This is a genomic window from Acidovorax sp. SUPP1855 (assembly GCF_030158955.1).
In the GTDB taxonomy this organism is placed as follows: Bacteria; Pseudomonadota; Gammaproteobacteria; order Burkholderiales; family Burkholderiaceae_C; genus Paracidovorax.
On record NZ_BQXI01000013.1, the window covers coordinates 89,682 to 114,571 of the forward strand.

Here is a 24,890-nt window from a genome sequence, read left to right on the forward strand (position 1 = left end):
CCGCCGGCCGCATGTCCCTGGCCCGTGCACGGCTTGGGGCCCCTCCACCACAATCCACCCATGAAACTCCACATCGTTCCCGCCCGTGCCGGCCTTGACTGGGTCCGGCTCGGCATCCGCGTCTTCTGGCGCCAGCCGATGGCGCTGGCGGCCCTGTTCTTCATGACCATGGCCGCGATGTCGCTGGCCACCCTGCTGCCCCTGATCGGCCCGGCCGTCGCGCTGGCCCTGCTGCCCTCGGCCACGCTGGCCATGATGGTGGCCGCGGGCGAGGCCACGCAGGGGCGCTTTCCCACGCCAGCGCTGCTGCTGGTGGCGTTTCGCACCGGGCGCCAGCGGCTGCGCGACATGCTCATCCTGGGCGCCCTCTACGCCGTGGGCTTTCTAGCGGTGATGGCGATTTCGGCCCTGGTGGACGACGGGCAGTTCGCCCGCGTGTACCTGGGCGGCGAGCAGCTCACGCGCGAGGTGGCCGAGGCGGGGGATTTCCAGGCCGCCATGTGGCTTGCCCTGGCGCTGTACGTGCCGCTGTCGCTGCTGTTCTGGCATGCGCCGGGCCTGGTGCACTGGCACGGCGTGCCGCCCGTGAAGGCATTGTTCTTCAGCATGGTGGCGTGCCTGCGCAACTTCAGCGCCTTCACCGTCTATGGCCTGGTGTGGACGGGCGTGTTCCTGGGCGCGGGCATCGTGGTCAGCATCGGCGTCACGCTGCTGGCGCTCCTGGGCCTGGGCAGCGGCGTGGCAGGCGGCATCATGGTGGCGACCGCGCTCATGCTGGCGGCGATGTTCTTCACCTCGGTGGTGTTTTCGTTCCGCGACTGCTTTGAGCCACCGGAGCGGCGCCTGGTCTCGCCTCCGTCCGAAGCCGCCGCCGAGCCGCCCGGTCCGCTCTGACGCGCATGCCCTTCGGGGCCAGGCCACGGGGCCAAAGCCCCCGGGCCACCACCGACCGGACGAGCGCAGTCCGGTCCGGCCGACGGGCCCGCACCCGCCCGTCGATCGCTCCGATCCCCTGCATGGGGCGCGATGCAGCGGTCAATGCAGCCGCCAGCGTCACACGGCTGTCACCATTCCTTCAAATCGCTGTCACGGGCGATTCCTAGCATCCGGGCAGTGGAAGCGGCATTGCGTCGTTTCCGCGTTTGGCTCGCCGGCCTGCCGCTCCCCACGGCCGTTGCCGGCGGCGTATCGCACCCCTCTCCTTTCCGGAACAAAACGATGTCCCACACCCCGATGCCCACCCGCCGCAAGGCCCTGCAATTCCTCGCCGGCGTGCCAATGCTGCCGCTGGGCGCCAGCGCCTCCGCATCCTTCCTGACCGCCTGCGGCGGCGGCAGCGATGGCGCCACGTTCGCATCGGCCAGCTTCAGCTCGATGGCCGCGCCCACGCTGTCCAACCCGGCTGCCATGGCGACCACGTCCGTGGGCTCCACGATGAGCGTGAAGTTCAGCGACAACTCGGTGCAGAACTACCAGCTGGCCTACCAGCCCTTCTTCGTGACGGGCGACATGGTGTCCGACGGCAAGGGCGGCAAGATCCTCGCGGGCGGCTATGTGGACATCAACAACAAGGCCATCACCGACACCACCGTGGCCGGCAAGGAACGCCAGTTCTTCTCCGACTCGCCGGACGGCACCTCGCTGCTGACCGTGGCCAATGCCAAGGTGGACGGCGTGAAGGGCAACCCCGTGTTCGCCGTGGTGCAGTTCGAATACACAACCTGGGCGCAGGACGGCAAGACCGACATGTACGGCAAGCTGCCCTCCCCCATCGCCGTGCTGAGCCTGGACCAGGACCCCGCCACGGGCAAGCTGTCGCTGGTCAAGTACCACAACGTGGACACCTCCAAGGTGCACGGCCTGTGGATCACCTGCGGCGCGAGCCTGTCGCCCTGGGGCACCCACCTGTCCAGCGAAGAGTACGAGCCGGACGCCTTCACCATCGCCTCCAACGCGCAGTTCAAGGCCTACAGCAAGAACCTGTACGGCAGCGAGACGGCAGCCAACCCCTACCACTACGGCCACATGCCCGAAGTGACGGTGAACGCCGACGGCACGGCCAGCATCAAGAAGCACTTCTGCATGGGCCGCATCTCGCACGAGCTGGTGCAGGTCATGCCCGACCAGCGCACCGCGTTGATGGGTGACGACGCCACCAACAGCGCCTACTTCGTCTTCGTGGCCGACAAGGAAAAGGACCTGTCCTCCGGCACGCTGTACGCCGCCAAGGTCGGCGCGGGCTTCTCCATCGACCCCGCCGCCACCACGGCCGCGCCGCTCACCTGGATCAAGCTGGGCTCCGCCACCAGCGCCGAGATCGAGGCCCTGGCCGGCAAGCTCAAGCCCACGGACATCATGACCGTGGCCAGCGCCGACCCCAAGGACACGACCTTCACCAAGATCGTCGCCAACGGCAAGACCGAGTGGATCAAGCTGAACGCCGGCATGGAAAAGGCCGCCGCCTTCCTGGAAACCCACCGCTACGCCGCACTGCTGGGCGCCAGCCTGGGCTTCACCAAGATGGAAGGCACCACGGTCAACGCCAAGGACAAGATCGCCTACTCGGCACTGCAGAACATCCAGACCTCGATGGTGGCGGGCAACGCGGCCAACGTGCCGGGCAACGGCATCTCGGTGCCCAAGCAACTCGTGGCCGGTGCCGTGATGGCGCTGAACCTGCGCGGCGGCCAGAAGGACACCACCGGCGCCGCGATCAACAGCGACTGGATGCCCGTGGACACCAAGGCCCTGCTGGCCGGCGAAGACATCACGGCCGACGCCCTGGGCAACACCGCCAACCCGAACAACATCGCCAACCCGGACAACCTCAAGTTCTCCGAAAAACTGCGCACGCTGTTCATCGGCGAGGACAGCAGCCAGCACGTCAACAACTTCCTGTGGGCGTACAACGTGGACACCAAGCAGCTGTCGCGCCTGATGTCGGTGCCCGCGGGCGGCGAATCCACCGGCCTGCATGCGGTGGACGAGATCAACGGCTTCACCTACATCATGAGCAACTTCCAGCACGCCGGCGACTGGGGCAGCATCCACAGCAAGGTCAAGGACACGCTGGACCCGCTGGTGCGCGCCAACTACAAGGACAAGTTCGGCTCGGCCGTGGGCTACCTGACGGGCACGCCGTCGCAGATGAAGCTGAGCTGAACGCAGCCGCTCTCCCGCCCCCGGACCCGTGCCAGCGCGGCACGGCCGGTGCCCACCCAAAAGCGAGGCCTTGGCCTCGCTTTTTTCATGGGGTTGGCACACGGCAGCACCCATGGCGCACCGCCACAGAGTATTTGAGAAAAAACCAGCTCCAGCACATATTCTTCTAGGGCATACAGCTACAAAAACAATAGCAAATAGCCCCTCCCATGGAGACCCGCCCTTCCCGGCCGCTCCGCGCATGGCGGTACGGGGCGAAGGGTTGTCTTCAAATGATAATAAATCGCATTCTTATAATACCCGCTCACTCAGGCGCACCCCGGGCGCCGTGCTGCCGACCGGCGGCCGGATGCCCCCACCTTGCCGCCTGTTCCCGCTGCCGCTTCCACCGGCCGCAGCCCCGGGTCCGAGCCCGGCGGCACGCGGCCCGGCGCCCTGCCTCCGGCAGGCCGGAAAGCGTCCGCCCGGTCCGTTTTTACCCAACCTGGAGATGCCCATGACGACCCCCTTGTTCAGAACCGCCGCCCTCGCCGCCCTGCTGGCCGCCAGTCCGCTCGGCGCCGTGGGCGTGGCCCAGGCACAAGGCACCGCCGTCCAGGCCTCCCAGCCCGCCACCGCCAATGCCGTGGCTGCCCACTACGCCACGCTGGTGCACGCCAATTACGAAGACACGCTGAACGCAGCCAAGGCCATGCAGGCTGCCATCAAGGCCTTCACGGCCAAACCCTCGGTGGAGACGCTGGCCGAGGCCCGCAAGACCTGGCTGGCCGCGCGAGAGTTCTATGGCCAGACCGAGGCGTTCCGCTTCTACGGCGGCCCGATCGACGACGACAAGGGCCCCGAAGGCCAGATCAACGCCTGGCCCATGGACGAGTCGTACGTGGACAGCGTCGAAGGCAAGCCCGACGCCGGCCTGGTGAACAACCGCAAGTTCGCCATCACCAAGAAGAACCTCGCCGCGCAGAACGAGCGCGGCGGCGAGGAGAACATCGCCACCGGCTGGCACGCCATCGAATTCTTCCTGTGGGGCCAGGACCTGTCGGAAACCGGCCCGGGCGACCGCAACTTCGAGGACTTCGTCGATGGCAAGGGCAAGAACGCCGACCGCCGCCGCCAGTACCTGACCGTGGTCACCGACCTGCTGATCGACGACCTCACCTTCCTCGTCAAGGCCTGGGACCCCAAGGCCAAGAACAACTACCGCGCCAAGTTCGCCAAGGGCGGGCAGGAATCGGTGCGCAAGATGCTGGTGGGCCTGGGCTCGCTCTCGCGCGGCGAACTGGCCGGCGAGCGGCTGGAGGTCGCGCTCAACAGCCAGGACCAGGAAGACGAGCACTCCTGCTTTTCCGACAACACGCACCGCGACGCGGTGACCAATGCCCAAGGCATCCAGAACGTGTGGCTGGGCCAGTACCGGCGCGCCGACGGCAGCCAGGTGCAGGGCCCCTCGCTGCGCGACCTGGTGGCCGCCAAGGACGCGGCCCTGGCCGAAAAGACCACGCAGCAGATCGCCGCGTCGGTGAAGGCGGCCGAGGCGATCCAGGCGCCGTTCGACCGCGAGATCATCGGCGAGAAGGACGCGCCGGGCCGCCAGCGCATCCAGAAAACCATCGACAGCCTGAGCGCCCAGTCCAAGGACCTGGTCGCCGCCGCCAACGCCATCGGCATCACCCGGCTGACCCTTGTGCAACCCTGATCCCGCGATGCGTTTCCTGAAAGCCTTCCACCGCCGCCGCACCTGGCGCCTCGCGACCGCCAGCGCAGGCCTGGCGGCGGCCGCCACGGGCCTCGTGGCCAGCGGCCACCCGGACCCGCTGGGCGAGAAGCCCGGCGGCGACACCACCGTGTTCGCCACCGGGCGCAACGCCTTCTCGTTCCCCGCGGCCAACCTGCCGGACGACGAGCGCACGCGCTTCGTCATCGGCAACTCGTTCTTTCGCCGCAACTGGGTGGAGGCGCCCGCCTCGACCAAGGCGCGCGACGGCCTGGGGCCGCACTTCATCGCGCGCTCGTGCGGCGGCTGCCACGTGCAGGACGGCCGGGGCGCGCCGCCCGAGATCTTCAACCGCCTGGGCGAGACCAAGGACCCCACGGTGGCGCTGCTGATCCGCCTGTCCATCCCCGGTGCCGACCGCCACGGCGGGCCGCTGCACGAGCCCGTGTACGGCGACCAGTTCAACAACGCGGGCATCACCGGCGTGAAGCCCGAGGGCCGCGTCACCCTGCGCTACCAGACCATCCAGGGCCAGTTCGCCGATGGCACGCCCTACACCCTGCTCGACCCGAAATACGGCTTTGCCGACTTAGGGTACGGGCCGATGCACCCGGACGTGATGGTCAGCCCGCGCATCGCGCCGCAGATCATCGGCGTGGGCCTGCTGGAGGCCATCGACGAGGCCGACATCCTGGCCAATGCCGCCGACCAAGCCAAGGCGCCCGGCCCCATCAAGGGCGTGCCCAACCGCGTGTGGGATGCGCCATCGGCCCGGATGATGATCGGCCGCTTCGGCTGGAAGGGCAACGTGGCCACCATCGCGCACCAGACCGGCGGCGCTTTCGTGGGCGACATGGGCATCACCTCGCGCCACTTCCCGCACGAGGCCTGCACGCCCGCGCAAAAGGACTGCCTGGCCGCGCCCAGCGGCAAGAGCGCGGGCCGCCAGGGCCAGCCGGGCGTGGAGATCGACGACAAGACCTTCGACGACGTGGTGTTCTACCAGGCCACGCTCGCCCCGCCCGCCCGCCGAAAGGTGAACGACGTGCAGGTGCAGCGCGGCCAGGCGCTCTTCGCCCAGGCCCAGTGCGCCGCCTGCCACCGCCCCAGCTACGTCACCAAGGAAGGGCCGTTCCCGCGCCTGACCAGCAAGGCCGTCTCGGGCCAGCGCATCTGGCCCTACACCGACATGCTGCTGCACGACATGGGCGAAGCCCTGGCCGACCACCGGCCCGACTTCGCGGCCAACGGCCGGCAGTGGAAGACGCCCCCGCTGTGGGGCACGGGCCTGATCCAGGACGTGAACGGCCACACCCGCCTGCTGCACGACGGCCGCGCGCGCGGCGTGCTCGAAGCCATCCTGTGGCACGGCGGCGAGGCCGAGGAAGCCAAGCAGAACGTGCTCAAGATGAACAAGGCCGAGCGCGATGCGCTCGTGCAATTCGTGGAGTCGCTATGACGAAATTCCCTGCCCAGCGCCCCCTGCCCCGCCTGGCCGCGTTGGCGCTGTGCGCCCTGGCCGGCGCCGCGGCCACCGCCACCGCGCAGACCAACTGGCGGCACGACGCCGTGCCGTTCTACGACACCACGCACTCCCTGCAAAGCCTCTACGGCCATTGGGCCCTGCCCCGCGCGGGCGACTTCGCCACCGCGGCGCAGGCCCTGCCGCCCGCGCTGCGGGCCCTGTGCGATGCGCCCCCGGCACAGGCCGGCGCGGCGCTGGACGCCGCCCGCGGCGCCTGGCGCAGCACCATGCTCGCGTGGGAGAGCCTGGGCGCCGTGGCCGTGGGCCCGGTAATCGCCCGGCGCACGCAGCGCCAGATCGACTTCGCACCCACCCGGCCCCCGCTCATCGAGCGCGCCATCAAGACGCAGCCGCAGGGTGCCAAGGCGTTCGAGCGCGTGGGCACGCCCGCCAAGGGCATGCCCGCCCTCGAATGGCTGCTGTGGACGCAGCCGGCCGCGCCCGCCACGCCGGCCTGCCGGTATGCGGTGGAGGCGGCGCTGGACGTGGAGCGCGAGGCGGTGGCGCTCAAGGCCGCGTTCGACAGCGCCGCCACCACCGACTGGGCCGCCGAGGACGAGCAGGAGCGCTCCACCCAGGCCATGGGCGAGTTCATCAACCAGTGGGTGGGCGGCATCGAACGCCTGCGCTGGGCCCACATGGAAAAGCCGCTGCGCGCCGCCCAGGGCAGCCGCACGCCGGACTACCCCCGCGCCGCCAGCGGCCTCACGCACGAAGCCTGGGCCGCCGAATGGAAGGCCTTGCGCACGCTGGCCGTGCTGCCGCAGGGCGCCGCGCTGCCCAAGCCGGGCGAGGCCCTCGTGCCGCTGGAAACCTACCTGCGCGGCCGCGGCCTGAACCCTCTGGCCGACCAGTTGCTGCAGGCCACGCAGCGCATCGACACCGCCTTTGCCGCCCTGGCGCAGCCCGGCAAGAACACCGGGCCGCAGGTGCTGCAGGCGGCCAAGGAACTGACCGCGCTCAAGCGCCTGGCCGAGGCCGAGATCGCGCCGGCGCTGCAGGTGAGCATCGGGTTTTCGGACGCCGACGGGGACTGACGCCATGCCAACCAAGCGACCGGAACGCATCCCTGCCGCCTCGGCACCGCTGTCGCGCCGGCAGGCGCTGCGGCTCGGCGCAGGCCTGGGGCTGGCCGTGCCGCTGGCCGCCGCCTGGGCCGGACCGGCCGCCGCTGCGGGCTCGCTGCGCCTGGCAGCGGCATGGCAGCAGGAAGACGGCAGCTACCGCATCGGTGTGCTGCAGGCCCGGGCCGGCCAGGACGCACCGCTGCGCGCAACGCACACCCTGGACATTCCCACCCGTGCCCACGGCCTGTGCCCCTTGCCGGACGGCAGCATCGTGGCGGCGTCGCGCCGGCCCGGCGACTGGCTGGTGCGCTGGTGGCCAGGCACCCCGCGCGAACCCGTCTGGCAGTGGACGGACGGCACCCGCTCGTTCAACGGCCACGTGATCGCATCGCCGGACGGACGCCTGCTCTACACGACAGAGACCGATGCCGACACCGGCCAGAGCCTCGTCGTGCAGCGCAGCGCCGAGCAGCTGGAGGCGGTGAGCGAATGGCCCACGCAGGGCATCGACGCGCACGAACTCATCTGGGACCGCCACACGCTCGCCGATGGCGCGCCCACCTTGATCGTCGCCAACGGCGGCGTGCCCACCGCACCGGAGACCGGCCGCGTGAAACGCGCGCTGGAGACCATGGACTCGTCCGTCGTACGGCTGCATGGCCGCACCGGCGACGTGCTGGGCCAATGGCGGCTGGACGACCGGCGGCTGAGCCTTCGGCACCTGGCCTGGAGCGCCGATGGCCGCGTGCTGGGCATCGCCCTGCAAGCCGAGCACGACGGCCAGCCGGACCGGGAGGCGGCGCCCGTGCTGGCGCTTTTCGATGGCAAGGCGTTGCGGGCCGCCGCGCCTGTTCCCGCGCAGGGGGCCGGCGGCCCACAGGGCGGTTTGCAAGGCGGTTTGCGGGGGTATGGCGGCAGCATCGCCGCCACCCCCGAGGGATGGGCCGTGAGTTGCCCGCGCGCCCAGGGCATCGCCACCTTCAGCCCACAGGGGGACTGGCAGCGCCTGGTGGCGCTGCCCGAGGTCTGCGCACTCGCCGTGAACGGCACCGCACTGTGGGCTGCAGGGCTGGACCACACCCTTGAAGACGCCCGCGGCGCCGAACCGCAGCCCCATCTCCACCGCAGCGGCCTGGCCAAGGCGCGTGTGGACAACCACTGGTACATCACCGGGTAAACCCTGCACACGCCCTCTTGATAGATGTTGCATCGCGGAACACCAAAAATAAAAACTATCGAAGTCATTACAAAATGGCAAAAATTTAGGGCTTTTCCTTACACTCCGCCGGTTATCACGGGGTGCCCATGTCCTTTCTTCCTCCGCAACGCAAACACCTGATCGCGGCCCTGGTGGCTGGGGCCCTGCACTGCCATGCAGTGATGGCGGCGGACATCGTGCTTGCACCGCCGCCCAATGGCGGCTTCACGGTGACCAACACCGACAAAACCCAGATCCGCCTGCGCGTGGACGAGGCGTCAGGCTCCGTCACGGTGCCCGGACTGGCGTCGGCGCCGTCGCAGGCGACGCCGGTATGCCATGGCCCCGGAGGCGCCCTCGGCAACTGTGCGGGCGTGGTGGGGGCCACCGGCGCGACAGGTGCCACGGGCGCTACGGGCCCGGCCGGCGCCACCGGGGCGACCGGCATCGCGGGTCCGACCGGCCCCACGGGCATCGCCGGCCCGACGGGGACCACCGGCTCGTCCGGCGCCACCGGCGCCACCGGGGCCACGGGCAGTGCCGGGCCCACCGGGGCGACCGGCGTGACAGGCCCCACGGGCACCACCGGAGCGACGGGCGCCCTCGGCCCCACGGGCAGCGCGGGAGTTGCCGGGCCCACGGGCCCCACGGGATCGGCAGGCGCCACGGGCGCCACAGGCTCCACAGGTGGCACCGGCCCTGCGGGCCCGACCGGCGCGGCAGGCTCGGTGAGCACGGGCGTCACCGTCCGCGAGATCACGCTGCAACCGGTGAATGCACAGGCCTGCGCCGTCACCTCCTGCTGCAATGCGGGCGAGAAGGTGCTGGGCGGCGGCCATTCCGCAAGCACCGGCCAGACATCGCCCGAAGACATCGGCGTCTACCTGGGCGAGAGCCGCCCGGTGGCCAATTGCGGCGGCAACTCGGGCACCTTCGGTTGGACGATCCGCGCCCTCAACTCCTATCGCTCGGACCTGCAAAGCTGCACGGTCTACGCGATCTGCGCCCAGTAAAGGCGCTGGCTTCACCCACGGCCCGCATCGCCCCATGACCGCCCAGCCCAGCGTGGCACCCCTTGCGCCCAACGACTTCCCGCCCATGCGGCGGCTGGCGCACGGCATGGCCGAAGTGGCTGCGGCGCTGCAAGAGGTCCATGCGTTGCCGGACAGCCTCTGGGGCCCGCATTTCAATCTGGCGAAGCACAACGGCGGCTGGCACGTGGCGGCCCTGCGCAGCACGTCCCGCTCGCCGCTGCCTGCCGCACCGGGCGAGTTCGCTGCGGACTTCTTCCAGGATGAGGCCACGATGGCGCAATGCCCCGCCATTCGGACCCTGGTGGCCGGCATCACGGAAGGCGCGCCGCTCAAATCGGTGCGCGTGCTGCGCCTGGCGCCCGGTGGCACCATCCTGGAACACGCCGATGCCGGCGTGGGGCTGCGGGATGGCGAGGTGCGCCTGCACCTGCCGCTGCAGACGCATGACGAAGTCTTTTTCCATGTGGGTGGCCAGCGGGTGCCCATGCGCACGGGCGAGTGGTGGTATGCCGATTTCTCCCTGCCGCACCGGGTTTGCAACCGGGGCACGGTCGAGCGGCTGCACCTGGTGGTGGATTGCGAGGCGACGCCCCGCCTGCGCCAGGCCATCGCCGCGGGCGACACCGGGCGGCCCTACCCGCCCGAACAGGACCCGCAGTGGCGGTTCGCGCGGTTTCGGGAACAGGTCTTCGACGAGTCGGCGCTGCAGGACCGCCTGCTGGGCATCCACTCGCGGGAGGCATTCGCGCAGGCCTGCATGGAAATGGGCCAGGCCCGTGGATGGGCCTTCACCGAGGCGGAAGTCCTGTCCGCCATGGCCTCCGGGCGGCAGGCATGGATGCAGCAATGGGTCGTCTGAATTTCGAGGGCTGGTCGCCCATCCGCATCTACCCGGGGGCCGGCGGCGAGACGCTGGTGGACTGGATGCTCGCGCCGACCGAGGTCACGCGCGCGCCCTTCTTCTCGGACGGGGTGCAGGATGCGATGCATCACCCCTTCCACCAGGGGTTTCGCCGGCAGACACCGCTGTCCGATCTGCTCGAATGGGCGCAGGCTTCGCCGGGCCTGGCGCCTTCGGGCATCGTCTTTCACGTGTCGCGCTGCGGCTCGACGCTCGTGACGCAGGCCTTCGCGGCGCTCGACAGCCACGTCACCCTCTCGGAGCCTCCGCTGCTGGACGATCTGATGCGCGCGAACGCCCTGCTGCCCGGCATGGATCGGGCACTGGCGGTTCCCGCGGCCAGGGCGGTGGCCAGCGCCTGGTCGCAGCCGCTGCGGCCGGGCCACGGGGCAAGGCGCAGCCACCTCGTCATCAAATGCGATTGCTGGGCCACAGGCTATGCGGACCAGATCGCGCAAGCCTGGCCCGACACCCCATGGCTTTTCCTGTACCGGGACCCGCTGGAAGTGCTGGTGTCCCAGTGGCAGCAGCGCGCGGCCTACCTGATCCCCGGCGGGCCTCTGGGGGTCAACTTGGCCGGCATCGCGTTCGACGATGCGCTGCAGATGGGCCTCGAAGCCTATTGCGCCCGCAGCCTGGGCGCCCTCTACGAAACCATGGTGCAGCAGTTCCGGCCGGAGCGCACGCTGCTGCTCGACTACCGGCAGCTTCCATCGGCCATCCTTACCGAGGTCGCGCCGCATTTCGGCATGGCGCTCGACGCTGCGGCCACCGAGCAGGCCGAACTCACCTTCGCTGTCCATGCGAAGCACCCCAACCACCCGTTCGCACCCGACGCGCAGCGCAAGCACAGCCAGGCTTCGCCTCGCCTGCACGAACTGGCCATGCAATGGATCGATCCCCACTACCGCGCTTTGGAAGCCATGCGCGCGGCGGCAGGCAAGGCCTCCATGCACGCCGGCGGGACCCCTTCCGAAGCCCTTGAAGCCGGTTGACCACGCAATGACTTTTTCGCCCCCCTCCCCTGCGCGACTCGGCCGACGTGGCTTCCTGGGCGCCTCCGTGTCCACGGCAGCGACCGTGGCCTGCGCCGCTACGCCGGCCCTGGCAGCGCCGACGGACCGGCAGCCCCCGGCGCGACACGGCATCCGGCGGACGGTCGGCGTCCTGCTGCCGGAATCGTCGCGCTACCCCACCCTCTCCACCGAATTCCTGGCCGGCCTGCAAGTGGGCGCCGAAGCCTCGGAACACCACCCGCGTTGGCTGCCGCTGCCCTACGGACGCAGTCCCCAGGCCGCGCTGCGGCAGGCGCGTGCCGCCGTCGGATCCGGTGCGGTCGACGCGCTGGCAGGATGGCTGCCGATGCAGTCGGCCCGGGACCTGGTGCCGCTCCTGGAAGCGAACCAGATCCCTTTTCTGGCCAGCGACACGGGGGCCGACCGGCTGCCCACGCGCCTGGCCGACCGTTCGCCCTGGCTGATTGCCCACACGCTGGATCTGTGGCAGTCCTGCGCGGTCCTGGGGCGGGAAGCGCCACGGCGCTGGGGCACACGCGCATTGCTGTGCATGGGCTTTCTGGAAAGCGGCTACGACTTTCCGCATGAATTTCGCCGCGCGTTCGAGGCCGCAGGCGGAACGGTGTCGGCAATGCACGTCTCCGGCCTGCCCGACGGCTCCGACGAGTTCGCCGGCTTGCGTTCGGCCTGGCATGCCGCCCGCGCAGACTTCGTGGTGGCCCTGTATTCCGGCGCGCAGGCCTTGCGCTTTCAGCGGCAGTGGAGCCAATTGCAGCCGCACAGCCAGCCCCCCGTGGTGGGCACCCTCTTTTCGCGGGGGCCGGCGGAAGCCGTCGGGTCGCGGCCGAGAGGCTGGACCAGCGTGGCCTCCTGGAATGCCGGGTCCGACACCTGCCGGTCGATCGCCGCCCGTTGCGCGCTTCCGGGCTCCGATCCGTTGGCGGAGCTGAGCGGCCCGGCCCTGCTAGGCTTCGAGGCCGGGCAGCGCTTCGTGCAGTGGCAAAGCAACGGCGCGGGGGTTGAGCAACTGGCCATCCTGCGAACGCCCTCGGAAAACGGCCCCCGCGGAGACCCTCCCCATGGCTTGGCGAGCGGCGATCGCAACGGCACCCACTGGCTTCGCGGCGGCACAACCGCAACGGGGGGAGCCACCGAAATGGCATGGGCCACGCGCGGCCCCTGCGCGCCGCTCGGAGCCCCGGGCTGCAGCGGCTGGACCAACCCTTATCTCGTGACTTAATGGAAGAACATCATGGCTGCAGACCCATTCATCGGTGAAATCTCTGTGTTCGCAGGCAACTACGCGCCCCGAAACTGGGCTTTTTGCTGGGGCCAATTGATGGCGATTTCCGGTAATGCCGCCCTGTTCTCGTTGCTGGGCACCACCTACGGAGGCAATGGCCAGACCACCTTCGCGCTGCCCGATCTGCGCGGCCGCGTACCACTGGGCATGGGAATGTTGCCCGGCGGAGGCAGTTACGCGCTGGGGCAGATGGCTGGACAGGAGATCGTCACGCTCAACATCAACAACATGCCGATGCACAACCACACCACGTCCGTGTCGGTGAACAGCGGCGCGGGCAACTCGGCAGCGCCCAACGGCCGCTACCTGGCCGCTTCCGACCGGCGCGACAACCAATACACCAACCAGGCCCCCGAAGGCAACCTGGCCGGCGTCGCGACGGGGCTGGCCGGAAACAGCGTCCCGCACGACAACATGCAGCCTTATCTCTCCCTCAACTTCATCATCGCGCTCGTAGGGACCTTTCCGGCGCGAAATTGAGGCACGCCACGGGGCGGCGCATGCTGGCCCGCCCCATGGTGCGCAATCAATCCACCACGGTCAGCTTGGCCACCGACAGCGCCAGCCATTTGGTGCCATGCCGGGGAAAGTTCACCTGCGCGCGCGCATCGTCGCCGGTGCCCTCCAGCGCCAGCACCTTGCCCTCGCCGAACTTGGTGTGGAACACGCCCAGCCCCACGCGCAGCCCGTGCGACGGAGCGGCCTTCTGCACCGGGACCGGCGGGCTGGCGAACGATTCCGACCTGGATCCAAATCCGCCTCTCGCGTTAGATCCATATGCACCGCCGGCTCCTGAATTAGGAGCAAACGTGCCAAACCCCTGCTGCTTGGGCGTGATCCATTTCAACGCGGCTTCGGGCAGTTCGTCGAAGAACCGGCTCTTGATGTTGTAGCGCGTCTGGCCATGCAGCAGCCGGGTCTGCGAATGGCTCAGGTACAGGCGCTTTCGCGCGCGGGTGATGGCGACGTACATCAGGCGCCGCTCTTCCTCCAGCCCCTCGCGGTCGCTCATGGCGTTCTCGTGGGGGAAGAGGCCCTCTTCCATGCCGCCGATGAACACGGCGTCGAACTCCAGGCCCTTGGAGGCGTGCACGGTCATCAACTGCACAGCGTCCTGGCCGGCTTGCGCCTGGTTGTCGCCCGCCTCCAGCGCCGCATGGGTCAGGAAGGCGGCCAGGGGCGAGAGCGTCTCGCCGGTATCGGTGTCCACGATGCCCGCCACGCCGCCGGCCAGCGGCTCGTCGGTGGTGGGCAGCGCCGGGTCCAGGCCCTGGCTCGCCGGGCTTTGCGTGAGCGGCGTGCCGTGCTCGTCCACCGGCAGCGCGATGGCATCGCGCCCGAAGCCTTCCTGGGTGACGAAGCTCTCGGCCGCGTTCACCAGTTCCTGCAGGTTTTCGATGCGGTCGGCGCCTTCCTTTTCAGTGCGAAAGTGCTCCAGCAGGCCGCTGGACTCCAGCATCTGCTCGATGATGCCGCGCAGGGTCATGCCCTGCGTCTGCTCGCGCAGCACGTCGACCAGGGCGACGAAGCTGCCCAGGTTGGCGCCGGCCTTGCCCGGCACCGCGGTGACGGCATCGTGCAGCGAGCAGCCCGCGCTGCGCGCCGCGTCCTGCAATACCTCGACCGTGCGCGCGCCGATGCCGCGCGGCGGGAAATTGACGACGCGCAGAAAGCTGGTGTCGTCGTGCGGGTTCTCCAGCACGCGCAGGTAGGCCAGCGCGTGCTTGATTTCGGCCCGCTCGAAGAACCGCAGTCCGCCGTACACCCGGTAGGGCACGGCGGCATTGAACAGGGCCGACTCGATCACCCGGCTCTGCGCATTGCTGCGGTAGAGCACGGCGACTTCCTTGCGCTCGAAGCCGTCGCTGCGCACGAGCTGGCGGATCTCCTCCACCATCCACTGCGCCTCGGCCAGATCGGTGGTGGCCTCGAACACGCGCACCGGCTCGCCGGGGCCCTGCGTGGTGCGCAGGTTCTTGCCCAGGCGCTTGCTGTTGTGGCTGATGAGCGCGTTGGCCGAATCGAGGATGTTGCTGAAGCTGCGATAGTTCTGCTCCAGCTTGATCTGGCGCTGCACATCGAACTCGCGCACGAAGTCGGCCATGTTGCCCACGCGCGCGCCGCGAAAGGCATAGATGCTCTGGTCGTCGTCGCCCACGGCGATCACGCTGCCGCGCGGCTGGAACTGGCCGTCCGCCACGTCGCCCGCAAGCTGCTTGAGCCAGGCGTACTGCAGCTTGTTGGTGTCCTGGAATTCGTCCACCAGGATGTGCTGGAAGCGCCGCTGGTAATGCTCGCGCACCGGATCGTTGTCGCGCAACAGTTCATAGCTGCGCAGCATCAGTTCGCCGAAATCGACCACGCCCTCGCGCTGGCACTGCTCTTCGTACAGCTGGTACAGCTCGACCTTCTTGCGGGCATCGGCATCGCGTGCGTCCACGTCGCCCGGGCGCAGGCCCTCTTCCTTGCAGCCGCTGATGAAGTACTGCACCTGCTTCGGGGGAAAGCGCTCCTCGTCGATGTTGAACTGCTTGCACAGCCGCTTGACGGCCGAAAGCTGGTCCTGCGTGTCCAGGATCTGGAAGGCCTGCGGCAGGCCGGCCAGCTTGTAGTGCGCCCGCAGCAAGCGGTTGCACAGCCCGTGGAAGGTGCCGATCCACATGCCGCGCACGTTCACCGGCAGCATGGCCGACAGGCGCAGGACCATCTCCTTGGCGGCCTTGTTGGTGAAGGTGACGGCCAGGATGCCGCCGGGCGTGGCGTAGCCGTTCTGCAGCAGCCAGGCGATGCGGGTGGTGAGCACCCGGGTCTTGCCCGAGCCCGCGCCCGCAAGGATCAGGGCATGCCCGGCCGGCAGCGTGACCGCGGCCAGTTGCTCGTCGTTCAGGTTCTGCAGCAAGGGCGAGGCGGCATCGGACTGGGGCGCGGGGCCGGCGTCGCCAGCACCGAAAGGCGCTGGCGCGCCGGAAAACAGGTCGTGTGGGAGCATGGCGCCATTGTAGGAACCTCCACCGGCCGCCCTCCGCCGTGGGGCTGCTCGGCGCTACCCCCCACTGCGCGGGCGGGCCGGCAGCGGGGGCATGCGGCGCAGGCCGTCCACCGCGTCGGCCTCGAAGTCCTTCCACAGCGCGTCGCGGCGCTGCAGGGTCTGCGCCACCTCGCCATGCCGCTGCTGCGCCACGGCGGACACCAGCGCGTTGCACAGGAAGAACGCGGCGGTGTAGGAGTCGAACGGGGACGCGTTGGCCGTGCCCACCAGCAGGCTGTGGTTAGCGCAGGCCACGATGGGCGCCGCCGCGCTGTCGGTGATCGCCACCACGGTGCACCCCTGCTGCCGGAAATGCTGCGCGGCCAGCAGCGCGCCGTTGGAATAGCGGCGGATGGTGAACACCAGCAGCACGTCCTGCGGCTCGGTCCACAGCAGCCGGTCCACCGCGAAGGGCGCGCCAGCGCCCAGTTCCAGCACCTGCGGCCGGCACATGTTCAGGTGGGTGGTGAGGTAGGAGGACACCGGCACGCTGTTTTTCTCGGCCATCACGAAGACGCGCCCCTGGCAGCCGCTGATGGCCTGCACCACCGCCCCGAACACGCCCATATCCAGCCCCTGCCGGGTGGCCGTGAGGTTGTGCTGGTCGTGCAGCAGCGCATCGTCCACGCACTCGGCCAGGGTGCGGTCGCTGCCGATGGTGGCGCGCGTGCGCTGGGCGGGCGTCTGCAGCAGCACGGTCACCTCGCTGCGGGCTTCGCGGCGCACCTCGGCCAGGCTGGCATAGCCCAGCTTGGCGAACAGCCGCACCACGGTGGAGGCGCTGGTGCCCGCGCGCGCGGCCATGGCGCTGGCCGAGTCGAGCAATCCGTCGGGATAGTGGCGCTGCAGGTCGTCCGCCAGCGCACGTTCGCTGGCCGTCAGGGTGGGGGCGTGGAGGACGAGCCGTTCGGTCAGGAGCATGGCAGGGGTGGAGAAATCGACGGGGATGGGTGAGCGTAATCCAGCGCAGCCCCGCCTGGCGAAGCACCGCGAGCACATTGCAATGACTGTTTCATGAATATATGATTATTGAAATATTCATTTCACTCGCGATGCCCATGACCACCACCATCGAAGCCGACTCCCCTGCCACCGGCCAGGCCCTGCCGCCGGCTGCGCAACCCCTGCTGGCCTGGCTGGCCTCGCAGGAAAGTGCCATGTTCGATCTGCTGCGGCAGGTGGTGGACACCGACAGCGGCAGCGGCCATGTGGCAGGCGTGCAGCAGGTCGCGGCCCTGCTGCGCGGGCGGCTGGAAGCGGCTGGCATCGCCGTGCAGACCCTGCCGCAGCCGGGCTGGGGCGAATGCCTGCTGGCCCGCATTCCGGGCAGCGATCCAGCGGCCGCAGGCCACCTGCAGCTCATGGGCCACATGGACACGGTGTTCCCCCTGGGCACGGCCGCCGAGCGCCCCTGGCGGGTGGAAGCCGGCAAGGCCTTCGGGCCCGGCGTGGCGGACATGAAATCCGGCCTGGTCATGAACGTCTTCGTGGCCGAGGCGCTGGCCCGGTTCGGCGGCAACGCCTCGCCCGTGCACCTGTTCTTCTCGTGCGACGAAGAAGTGGGCTCGCCCGCCTGCCGCACGGTGATCCGCGAAATCTCCCAGGGCGCGCGCGCCGTGCTCAACGCCGAGCCCGGCCGCATCACGGGCAACGTGGTGGTCGAGCGCAAGGGCTCGTACCGCATCGATTTCGAGGTGCAAGGCGTGGCCGCGCATGCGGGCATCAACCCCGCGCAAGGGGCCAGCGCCATCGAGGCCCTGGCGCGCAAGACGGTGGCGCTGCACGCGCTCAACGGCTGCGAGCCGGGCGTGACGCTCAACGTCGGCTTCATCCAGGGCGGCATGGCCTCCAACGTCGTCGCGCCGCTGGCGCGGGCCCATCTGGACCTGCGCTACACGGCCGAGAACGACCTCGAAGCCGTGCTGGCCCGCATCCGCGCGGTGATCGAAGAAAAATCGCTGCCCCGCACCAGTGGCCGCATCGTGGAGCAGACGGGCACGCTGCCCATGGCCAAAACCCCGGCCGACCTGCTGGCCGCCTACCAGCGCAGCGCGGCGCAGGTCGGCTTTGCGGTCGAGGGCGAATTCACCGGCGGGGCCGCCGACAGCGGCATCACCTCGTCGATGGGCATTCCCTCGCTGTGCGCGCTGGGCCCGGTGGGCGGATACGCCCACAGCGAGCGCGAGTTCTGCGACCTGACCACCTTCGTGCCACGGGCCCAGGCGCTGGCCCTCACCCTGCTCGCGCTGGGCTGACGGCGGGCCAGGCCGCGCCCTGTTTTCACCTTTGTCTTTTCATTTGCCATTGCCCCTGCCATGCCTGTTCGCACCGCCCCTTCCTCGCCTGACGCCTGCCACCTGACCCGCCGCCAGATCCTGGCCTCCAGCCTCGGGCTGGGCCTGGCCGGCCTGCCCGCCGTGACCAGCCGCGCGGCAGAGACCTACCCCGCGCGCCCGATCACGCTCGTCGTGCCCTTCCCGCCCGGCGGCTCGGTGGACGTGATGGCGCGGCAATACGCCGAGCCGCTCGGCCGCATCCTGGGCGTGCCCATGGTCATCGACAACAAGCCCGGCGCGGGCGGATCGATCGGCGCGCAGTTCGTGGCCCGCTCCAAGGCCGACGGCTACACGCTCGTGGTCTCGTCGCAAAGCAGCCATCTGGCCAATCCGCTCGTGCAACCCAACCTGGGCTACGACCCCATCAAGGACTTCGACAACATCGCCATCCTGGGCCGCCAGCCCAACGTGCTCGTCGTGCACCCCAGCCTGCCGATGAAGACCTTCGCCGAGTTCGTGGCCTACGCCAAGCAGCGCCCGGGCCAGCTCAACTTCTGCAGCGCCGGCGCCGGCAGCATGGGACAGCTCAATGTCGAAATGATGCAGCTGGCCATCGGCACGCAGGCCGTGCACGTACCCTACCGTGGCGGCTCTCCGCTCATCACTGCCGTGCTGGCCAACGAGGTTCAGTTCACGCTCGACAACCTGGTCATCTTCCTGCCGCACATCCAGGCCGGCAAGCTGCGCGCGCTGGCCGTGGCGTCGCCCCAGCGCCTGCCGCAGCTGCCCGACGTGCCCACCTTCGCCGAACTGGGCCAGGCCCCGCTCAACCAGACGTCGTGGACCGGCATCGCCGCGCCCGCCAACACGCCGCCTGCCATCGTGGCCACGCTGCACAAGGCCATCCGCACGGCAGCCACGGAACCCTCCATGCTGGAAAACCTGCGCGGCCGCGGCGTGATCGCGCCGGAAGACATGGCACCGGCCGGCTTCGAGAAGATGATGGCCGAGCGCCTGGTGGCCTACGGCGACGTGGTGCGCCGCGCCAACGTCAAGCCCGAGTAGGCCGCACACCCGGCCTCCCGCCCCACCCCGGTTCGGGGCCGGGGCCCCACATGCACGGGCGGCTCCCAAGCCGTGCGCATCTGTGGGAACATGGCGCGCAACACCACTGCCGCTGCTCCGCTGCCCATGCGCCCACCCCTTCACTCCCTGACCGCCCTGGCCTTGCTGGCCACCTTCGGCGGCGCCCCGCTGCTGGCCCAGGCCCAGGCGTCCTGTTCCAGCGACGGCGTGGCGCAGCCCGTGGCGCTGTACGAACGCTTCATCAACGCCGACTGCGAATCGTGCTGGGCCGAGCCGCCTGCGCACGCGCCCGGCGCCAGTGCACTGGTGCTCGACTGGATCGTGCCCGGTGGACTGGCGGACGAGGCCCCCCTGTCCGCCGCCGCCACGCGCGATGCCCTGCAGCGACTGCAGGACCTCGGCCGCAGCGTGCCGTCATTTTCAGACACCCACACCGCCGAGGTGCAGCCCCTGCCCGGCCGGCTGCTCGTGGCCAACGGCCTGGCGATGAACGACTACCTCGGCACCGGCATCGCCTTCCAGCCCGCGCCCCGCAATCTGCTGCCGGCGGGCCGCTACGCGTACACGCTGGTGCTGGTGGAGCGGGTGCCCGCGGGCACCGCAGGGACGCCGGTCGAACGGTATGTGGTTCGAAATGCCCTCCAGGGCAATTGGAACGCCGGCATACCGCTATCGAAAAAGGAGCAATCTGCCTGGATCGACAACCGCTCCATGCGAACCCCGGAAGGCACCGATGCCGAGCGCCTGTTCGTCGCCGGCTGGCTGCAGGATGCGCAGGGCCGCATCGTGGCCGCGGCGCAGTCCCGCTGCGCAGCAGGGTCTTGAGCGGCGGGTAGAATCAGTCACCGGGCCCAAGTTTCTTGACGCCCGGTTTTTTTGTGCCTGCGCACAGCAGGGTCCGGTGCCGTCCATTGCGGCGGCACCCGCAGAGCCGGTCAGCAAGCCAAGCGCCCACCGTGGCGGAAATCCTTCCGCCGCGTCCTTCAATGGAGCTTGGAAATCTGATGGAAATCTTCGACTACGACAACGTCCTGCTGCTGCCGCGCAAATGCCGCGTGGAAAGCCGCTCCGAGTGCGATGCCAGCGTGACGCTGGGCCAGCGCAGCTTCCGCCTGCCCGTGGTGCCGGCCAACATGAAAACGGTGGTGGACGAGAAAATCTGCTGCTGGATGGCGCAAAACGGCTACTTCTACGTCATGCACCGCTTCGATCTGGACAACGTGCAATTCGTGCGCGACATGCAAGCGGCGGGGTGCTTCGCCTCCATCTCGCTGGGCGTGAAGCAGCCCGACTACGACACCGTGGACCAACTGGCCGCCGCCGGCCTCGTGCCCGAGTACGTCACCATCGACATCGCCCACGGCCACGCCGACACGGTCAAGAACATGATCGGCTACCTCAAGGACAAGCTGCCCGGCGCGTTCGTCATCGCCGGCAACGTCGGCACGCCCGAGGCCATCATCGACCTGGAAAACTGGGGTGCCGATGCGACCAAGGTGGGCATCGGCCCGGGCAAGGTGTGCATCACCAAGCTCAAGACCGGCTTCGGCACCGGGGGCTGGCAGCTGTCGGCGCTCAAATGGTGCGCGCGCGTGGCCACCCGGCCCATCATCGCGGACGGCGGCATCCGCGACCATGGCGACATCGCCAAGAGCATCCGCTTCGGCGCGACCATGGTCATGATCGGCTCGCTGTTCGCAGGCCATGAAGAGTCCCCGGGCCAGACGGTGGAAGTGGACGGCGCGCTGTTCAAGGAATACTACGGCTCGGCCAGCGACTTCAACAAGGGCGAGTACAAGCACGTGGAGGGCAAGCGCATCCTCGAGCCCATCAAGGGCACGCTGGCCAGCACGCTGGTGGAGATGGAGCAGGACGTGCAAAGCTCCATCAGCTACTCCGGCGGCCGCAAGCTCATGGACATCCGCAAGGTGAACTACGTGATCCTGGGCGGCGACAACGCAGGCGAGCATCTGCTCATGTGAAAGACCGCCGGACGGCCGGCGATCAGCACGTGATGACGGCAATTTTTTCTGCGGGACTTGCAGACGCCTCAAATCTTGGTGCATAATTCGAGGCTCTGCAGCAATGCAGACAACTTTTCAAAAAGTGGGTTCTTAGCTCAGTTGGTAGAGCAGCGGACTCTTAATCCGTAGGTCGAGTGTTCGAGTCACTCAGGACCCACCACTTATACAAGCCGCAAGGCAAAAAAAGCCGACGCTATCAAACATAGTGCCGGCTTTTTGCATTTCCGCCGCCGCTTCGTGGAAAGCACCCAGCACCTCTGCATTCCATGCGCGCCACGGCGTCCTGTCGGGCAATCCCTCCGGCAGTGGGCGCGTTCTGCCTACAGCCAGCGTCCCGGCGAGCGCCTTAGGTTCATGTCTTCCCCCTTCTTTTTTTCAGGAGACCGACATGAACCAAGCCGCAGGTGTGCAACCCGATCGCATCGACGTCAACGACGCCGCCCTCGTCACCCAATGGGCCGACAAGCTCGCAGTGAGCGAGCTGCAACTGAAAGAGGCCGTGGAAGCCGTCGGCGACAAGGCGGCCGATGTGGAGATGCACCTCAAGGGTTCACGCAGCATCACCAACGATGACCGCGTCGAACAGCTCGGCGCTGATCGCTGAACCCCGCAGATCGCCCTCCATGACCCAAAAGACCCTGGCCGACCTGGCCGAGAAGATGCGCGACATCGACATCGCCATGCTGTCCACCCACAGCGACGGCGGCACCATTGCCGGCCGGCCGATGAGCAACAACCGCGAAGTCGATTACGACGGCACGTCGTGCTATTTCACCTGGGAGCAATCCCGCATGGTGGCCGACATCGAACGCGCGCCACAGGTATCGCTCGCCTTCCAGGGGGCCAAGGCATTCCTGGTGGCCGTGCAGGGGAACGCCGAGCTGGTGCGTGACCGCGCCGCCTTCGCCGAGCACTGGACGCCCGACCTGGACCACTGGTTCAAGGACGGCATCGACACCCAGGGGCTCGTCATGATCCGGGTGAAAGCCTCCCGCATCCACTACTGGGATGGCGAAGACGGCGGCGACATCACCGTCTGATGCCATTGCGCCGCCACCTGGCGCAACCGGGCGGTTCTGCACCCGCAGGGCGCGTGCATCAGCCCATCACCGTGCGGGTCCGGGAGGGCATCAGCCTCCGTCGCCCGCCGTGCCGGTGATTGGCAGCACGATGCCGGTGATGTAGCTGGAGCACACGGGCGAGGCGAGAAACACGTAAGCCGGCGAAATCTCTTCCGGCTGCGCGGGCCGGCCCAGCTGGGTCTTGCTGCCGAATTCTGCGATGCCCTCTTCGCTGCGGTCCGCCGGATTCAGCGGTGTCCACACGGGGCCGGGCGCCACGGCGTTGACGCGGATGCCTTGCTCGGCCAGGTTACTGGCCAGCGCTTTGGTGAACGCATGGATCGCGCCTTTGGTGGCGGAGTAGTCCAGCAGTTCCTTGCTGCCGCGCAGCCCGGTCACCGAGCCGGTATTGATGATCGCGGCGCCGCGCTGGAGGTGCGGCAGCGCCGCCTGGGCCATGTGGAAGTAACCATAGACGTTGGTCTTGAAGGTTTCGTCGAAGCGCTCTTCGGTCAGGTCCGCCAGGGATTCGGCATGCTCCTGGAAGGCCGCGTTGTTGACCAGCACGTCCAGCTTGCCGAACGCCGACACCGTCTTGCGCACGGCACGCTGGCAGAACGCTGCGCTCTTCACATCGCCGGGGATCAGGATGCAGCGGCGCCCCTCCTGCTCGACATGCTGGCGCGTGACCTCGGCATCTTCGTGTTCGTTGAGATAGACGATGGCCACGTCGGCGCCTTCGCGGGCGAAGAGGACGGCCACCGCCCGGCCGATGCCGGAATCGCCGCCCGTGACGATGGCGGAGAAACCTTCGAGCTTGCCGCTGCCCCGGTATTGGGGCGCCTCGAACTGCGGCGCCAGCTCCATGTCGGCCTCACGCCCCGGCTTCTCCAGGTGCTGCTGCGGCATGGGCGGCACAGGGGCTGCACGGCCGGCGCCGGGGGCGGCGGTCTTGGCCGCAGCGCCCTTCTTGGCTGGGGCGGCAGGTCGAGAGGGTTTGGCCTGGTCCTTCGCGTCCTGCTCGCGCTGGATTCGCACCTGCTTGCGTGCGACCGCTTCGGTGTCCGGGCTCTCCGCCGTGCGGGCGTTGCCCCGGGCTTTGGTGGCACCGGGTGTGCCGTTGCGGGTCTTGGCTTTGGAGGAGGGAGAGGTGGGCATGAAAGGCTCCTGAGGGAATGGCGGACCGTGGCACGGCGCGCCCGCTGAAGGGTGGGCCGGCCGACGAAGACGCCCAAGGCTGCGTGCGCAGCGCAGGCGGTCGCGTCGGAAAACGCGCCGTCCGAATGCAAGCGGTCCCTCGGGGACGGCCTTGCGATCGACGGGGTGCCCGCTTCGGGGACGCACCACCCCCTGGACCCAGCGCGTTTCAGGCCCAATAAAGCACGCGGCGATAATGCAGCGCACATGCCCTCCCTGCGCCACGTCCGCTTCCTCGCCCGCCTGATCCTGGCGTGGTTCGTGGCGTCGCTCGGCGTGGCGGTGGCCGCGCCGCTGGTGCATCCGCAGCGCATCGAATGGGTTTGCTCGGCGGGTGGCGAGCCGCGGTGGATGGTGGCCGGCGCGGGCGAAGATGCCGCCGTGCCTGCGCAGCATGGCCTGGAGTGTCCGCTGTGCCTGCCTACGGTCCTGCCGCCGCCCTCGATCCAGGCGGGCGCGCATGCCCAGGCGCTGCCGACGCACCTTCCCGCGCCGCTCTACCGCGCTCCGCCGGCCACGCTGGCCGGTGCGCCCTTTCCCCCTCGGGCACCGCCGCTGGCGGCATGAACACCGGGCCGGCCCCCACCGTGCTGACCGGCCCGTCGCCTTGCCCCCGCCCCCCGTTGACGGACCGCTGCGGGCATTGGCTTTCTGCGCAGCCCCGCGCAGGCCGTTGATCCGTTTTCCGCATTCAAGGAGCTTTCATGCCCAAGACCCCCTTTTCCGCTTTCGCCATCGCCATGGCCCTTCTGACGGCCACGGCCGCCCATGCCCAAGTCACCGTGCAGGACGCCTGGGTGCGCGCCTCGGTGCCGAACCAGAAGGCCACCGGCGCCTTCATGCGGCTCAATGCCGCGAAGAGCACGCGCCTGGTATCGGTCAGCTCGCCCGCCGCGCCGCTGGCGGAAATCCACGAGATGAAGATGGAAGGCGACGTGATGAAGATGCGCGAGGTGCCCGCGATCGACCTGCCCGCGGGCAAGGCCGTGGACCTCAAGCCCGGCGGCTACCACGTCATGCTGATGGACCTGACCAAGCCCGTGAAGGAAGGCGACACGGTGCCGCTCACGCTGGTCTTTGAAGGCCAGGACGGCAAGCGCGAGTCCCTGGAGGTGAAGGCCCAGGCGCGCGCGGTGAGCGCCAGCCAGACACCGGCGGCCCACGGCGACCACAAGCACTGATCTGGCGAGCGGCATGGCGCGAGCGCGCAGTACGCCATGCCTTTTTGGGCCGCGCCCGCTCGGCCAAGGCGCGGGCCAGGGCCTCGGACCGGCACAATACCGCGCTCCCCCACGATG

22 protein-coding genes and 1 tRNA gene are annotated in these 24,890 nt (G+C 69.1%); 20 read left to right on the top strand and 3 right to left on the bottom strand.

Annotation, left to right across the window (positions count from 1 at the left end; translation table 11 throughout):
- Positions 1–60: 60 nt before the first annotated feature.
- The 11 genes from AVMA1855_RS13440 (at position 61) to AVMA1855_RS13490 (ending at position 13,400) form a co-directional block, all read left to right on the top strand.
- Complete coding sequence (locus tag AVMA1855_RS13440) at positions 61–894, top strand: BPSS1780 family membrane protein (protein ID WP_284426082.1); 834 nt, start codon at positions 61–63, stop codon at positions 892–894.
- Positions 895–1,218: 324 nt separating this feature from the next.
- Positions 1,219–3,162, top strand: a complete 1,944-nt coding sequence (locus AVMA1855_RS13445) for a PhoX family protein (protein ID WP_272564549.1) — start codon at positions 1,219–1,221, stop codon at positions 3,160–3,162.
- Between the two features lie 496 nt (positions 3,163–3,658).
- Positions 3,659–4,858 (top strand): imelysin family protein, encoded by a 1,200-nt coding sequence (locus tag AVMA1855_RS13450; protein ID WP_284426083.1) that lies wholly within the window; start codon positions 3,659–3,661, stop codon positions 4,856–4,858.
- A 7-nt stretch (positions 4,859–4,865) separates the two neighbouring features.
- Positions 4,866–6,335 (top strand): di-heme oxidoreductase family protein, encoded by a 1,470-nt coding sequence (locus tag AVMA1855_RS13455; RefSeq protein ID WP_284426084.1) that lies wholly within the window; start codon positions 4,866–4,868, stop codon positions 6,333–6,335.
- Entirely contained in the window at positions 6,332–7,438 is a 1,107-nt protein-coding gene (locus AVMA1855_RS13460; RefSeq protein ID WP_284426085.1) for an imelysin family protein, read from the top strand. The genes AVMA1855_RS13455 and AVMA1855_RS13460 overlap by 4 nt, the downstream gene beginning before the upstream one ends.
- Positions 7,439–7,442: 4 nt before the next feature.
- Entirely contained in the window at positions 7,443–8,645 is a 1,203-nt protein-coding gene (locus AVMA1855_RS13465) for a DUF1513 domain-containing protein (RefSeq protein WP_284426086.1), read from the top strand.
- Between the two features lie 128 nt (positions 8,646–8,773).
- Positions 8,774–9,679 carry a hypothetical protein gene (locus AVMA1855_RS13470; RefSeq protein WP_284426087.1) on the top strand — a complete coding sequence of 302 codons (906 nt, stop codon included), beginning with the start codon at positions 8,774–8,776 and terminating at the stop codon, positions 9,677–9,679.
- A 34-nt stretch (positions 9,680–9,713) separates the two neighbouring features.
- Positions 9,714–10,559: an aspartyl/asparaginyl beta-hydroxylase domain-containing protein gene (locus AVMA1855_RS13475; protein ID WP_284426088.1), complete on the top strand. Its 846-nt coding sequence runs from the start codon at positions 9,714–9,716 to the stop codon at positions 10,557–10,559.
- The gene (locus AVMA1855_RS13480) at positions 10,547–11,596 is read left to right on the top strand and encodes a sulfotransferase family protein (protein ID WP_284426089.1); all 1,050 of its coding nucleotides are present in this window, start codon (positions 10,547–10,549) and stop codon (positions 11,594–11,596) included. Before AVMA1855_RS13475 ends, AVMA1855_RS13480 begins: the two co-directional genes overlap by 13 nt.
- 7 nt (positions 11,597–11,603) lie before the next feature.
- The gene (locus AVMA1855_RS13485) at positions 11,604–12,857 is read left to right on the top strand and encodes an ABC transporter substrate-binding protein (protein WP_284426090.1); all 1,254 of its coding nucleotides are present in this window, start codon (positions 11,604–11,606) and stop codon (positions 12,855–12,857) included.
- A 12-nt stretch (positions 12,858–12,869) separates the two neighbouring features.
- Positions 12,870–13,400, top strand: a complete 531-nt coding sequence (locus AVMA1855_RS13490) for a phage tail protein (protein ID WP_284426091.1) — start codon at positions 12,870–12,872, stop codon at positions 13,398–13,400.
- Positions 13,401–13,446: 46 nt separating this feature from the next.
- On the opposite strand, the gene AVMA1855_RS13495 is transcribed toward AVMA1855_RS13490, so the two are convergent.
- Entirely contained in the window at positions 13,447–15,909 is a 2,463-nt protein-coding gene (locus AVMA1855_RS13495; protein ID WP_284426092.1) for a UvrD-helicase domain-containing protein, read from the bottom strand.
- 54 nt (positions 15,910–15,963) lie between these two features.
- The gene (locus AVMA1855_RS13500; protein ID WP_284426093.1) at positions 15,964–16,869 is read right to left on the bottom strand and encodes a MurR/RpiR family transcriptional regulator; all 906 of its coding nucleotides are present in this window, start codon (positions 16,867–16,869) and stop codon (positions 15,964–15,966) included.
- 137 nt (positions 16,870–17,006) lie between these two features.
- Here AVMA1855_RS13500 and AVMA1855_RS13505 point away from each other — a divergent pair, with 137 nt between their 5' ends.
- The 7 genes from AVMA1855_RS13505 (at position 17,007) to AVMA1855_RS13535 (ending at position 22,374) form a co-directional block, all read left to right on the top strand.
- Positions 17,007–18,203, top strand: a complete 1,197-nt coding sequence (locus tag AVMA1855_RS13505; RefSeq protein ID WP_284426094.1) for a M20 family metallopeptidase — start codon at positions 17,007–17,009, stop codon at positions 18,201–18,203.
- Positions 18,204–18,263: 60 nt separating this feature from the next.
- The gene (locus AVMA1855_RS13510; RefSeq protein WP_284426095.1) at positions 18,264–19,289 is read left to right on the top strand and encodes a Bug family tripartite tricarboxylate transporter substrate binding protein; all 1,026 of its coding nucleotides are present in this window, start codon (positions 18,264–18,266) and stop codon (positions 19,287–19,289) included.
- 126 nt (positions 19,290–19,415) lie between these two features.
- Positions 19,416–20,135, top strand: a complete 720-nt coding sequence (locus AVMA1855_RS13515) for a hypothetical protein (RefSeq protein WP_284426096.1) — start codon at positions 19,416–19,418, stop codon at positions 20,133–20,135.
- 179 nt (positions 20,136–20,314) lie between these two features.
- Complete coding sequence (locus AVMA1855_RS13520) at positions 20,315–21,292, top strand: GMP reductase (protein ID WP_284426097.1); 978 nt, start codon at positions 20,315–20,317, stop codon at positions 21,290–21,292.
- 126 nt (positions 21,293–21,418) lie between these two features.
- Positions 21,419–21,494 (top strand) — tRNA-Lys (locus tag AVMA1855_RS13525).
- 228 nt (positions 21,495–21,722) lie between these two features.
- A complete protein-coding gene (locus AVMA1855_RS13530; RefSeq protein ID WP_284426098.1) occupies positions 21,723–21,938 on the top strand; it encodes a DUF3606 domain-containing protein in 216 nt (71 codons plus the stop codon).
- Between the two features lie 19 nt (positions 21,939–21,957).
- Positions 21,958–22,374, top strand: coding sequence for a pyridoxamine 5'-phosphate oxidase family protein (locus tag AVMA1855_RS13535; RefSeq protein ID WP_284426099.1), 417 nt, complete (start codon positions 21,958–21,960; stop codon positions 22,372–22,374).
- Positions 22,375–22,464: 90 nt separating this feature from the next.
- Here AVMA1855_RS13535 and AVMA1855_RS13540 read toward each other — a convergent pair whose 3' ends face one another.
- Positions 22,465–23,553, bottom strand: a complete 1,089-nt coding sequence (locus tag AVMA1855_RS13540; RefSeq protein ID WP_284426100.1) for an SDR family oxidoreductase — start codon at positions 23,551–23,553, stop codon at positions 22,465–22,467.
- Positions 23,554–23,799: 246 nt separating this feature from the next.
- On the opposite strand from AVMA1855_RS13540, the gene AVMA1855_RS13545 reads away from it, so the two are divergent.
- Both AVMA1855_RS13545 and AVMA1855_RS13550 read left to right on the top strand, forming a co-directional pair.
- Positions 23,800–24,159 carry a hypothetical protein gene (locus tag AVMA1855_RS13545; RefSeq protein WP_284426101.1) on the top strand — a complete coding sequence of 120 codons (360 nt, stop codon included), beginning with the start codon at positions 23,800–23,802 and terminating at the stop codon, positions 24,157–24,159.
- A 137-nt stretch (positions 24,160–24,296) separates the two neighbouring features.
- On the top strand, positions 24,297–24,773 hold the full coding sequence (locus AVMA1855_RS13550; RefSeq protein ID WP_284426102.1) for a copper chaperone PCu(A)C: 477 nt from the start codon (positions 24,297–24,299) through the stop codon (positions 24,771–24,773).
- Positions 24,774–24,890 lie beyond the last annotated feature (117 nt).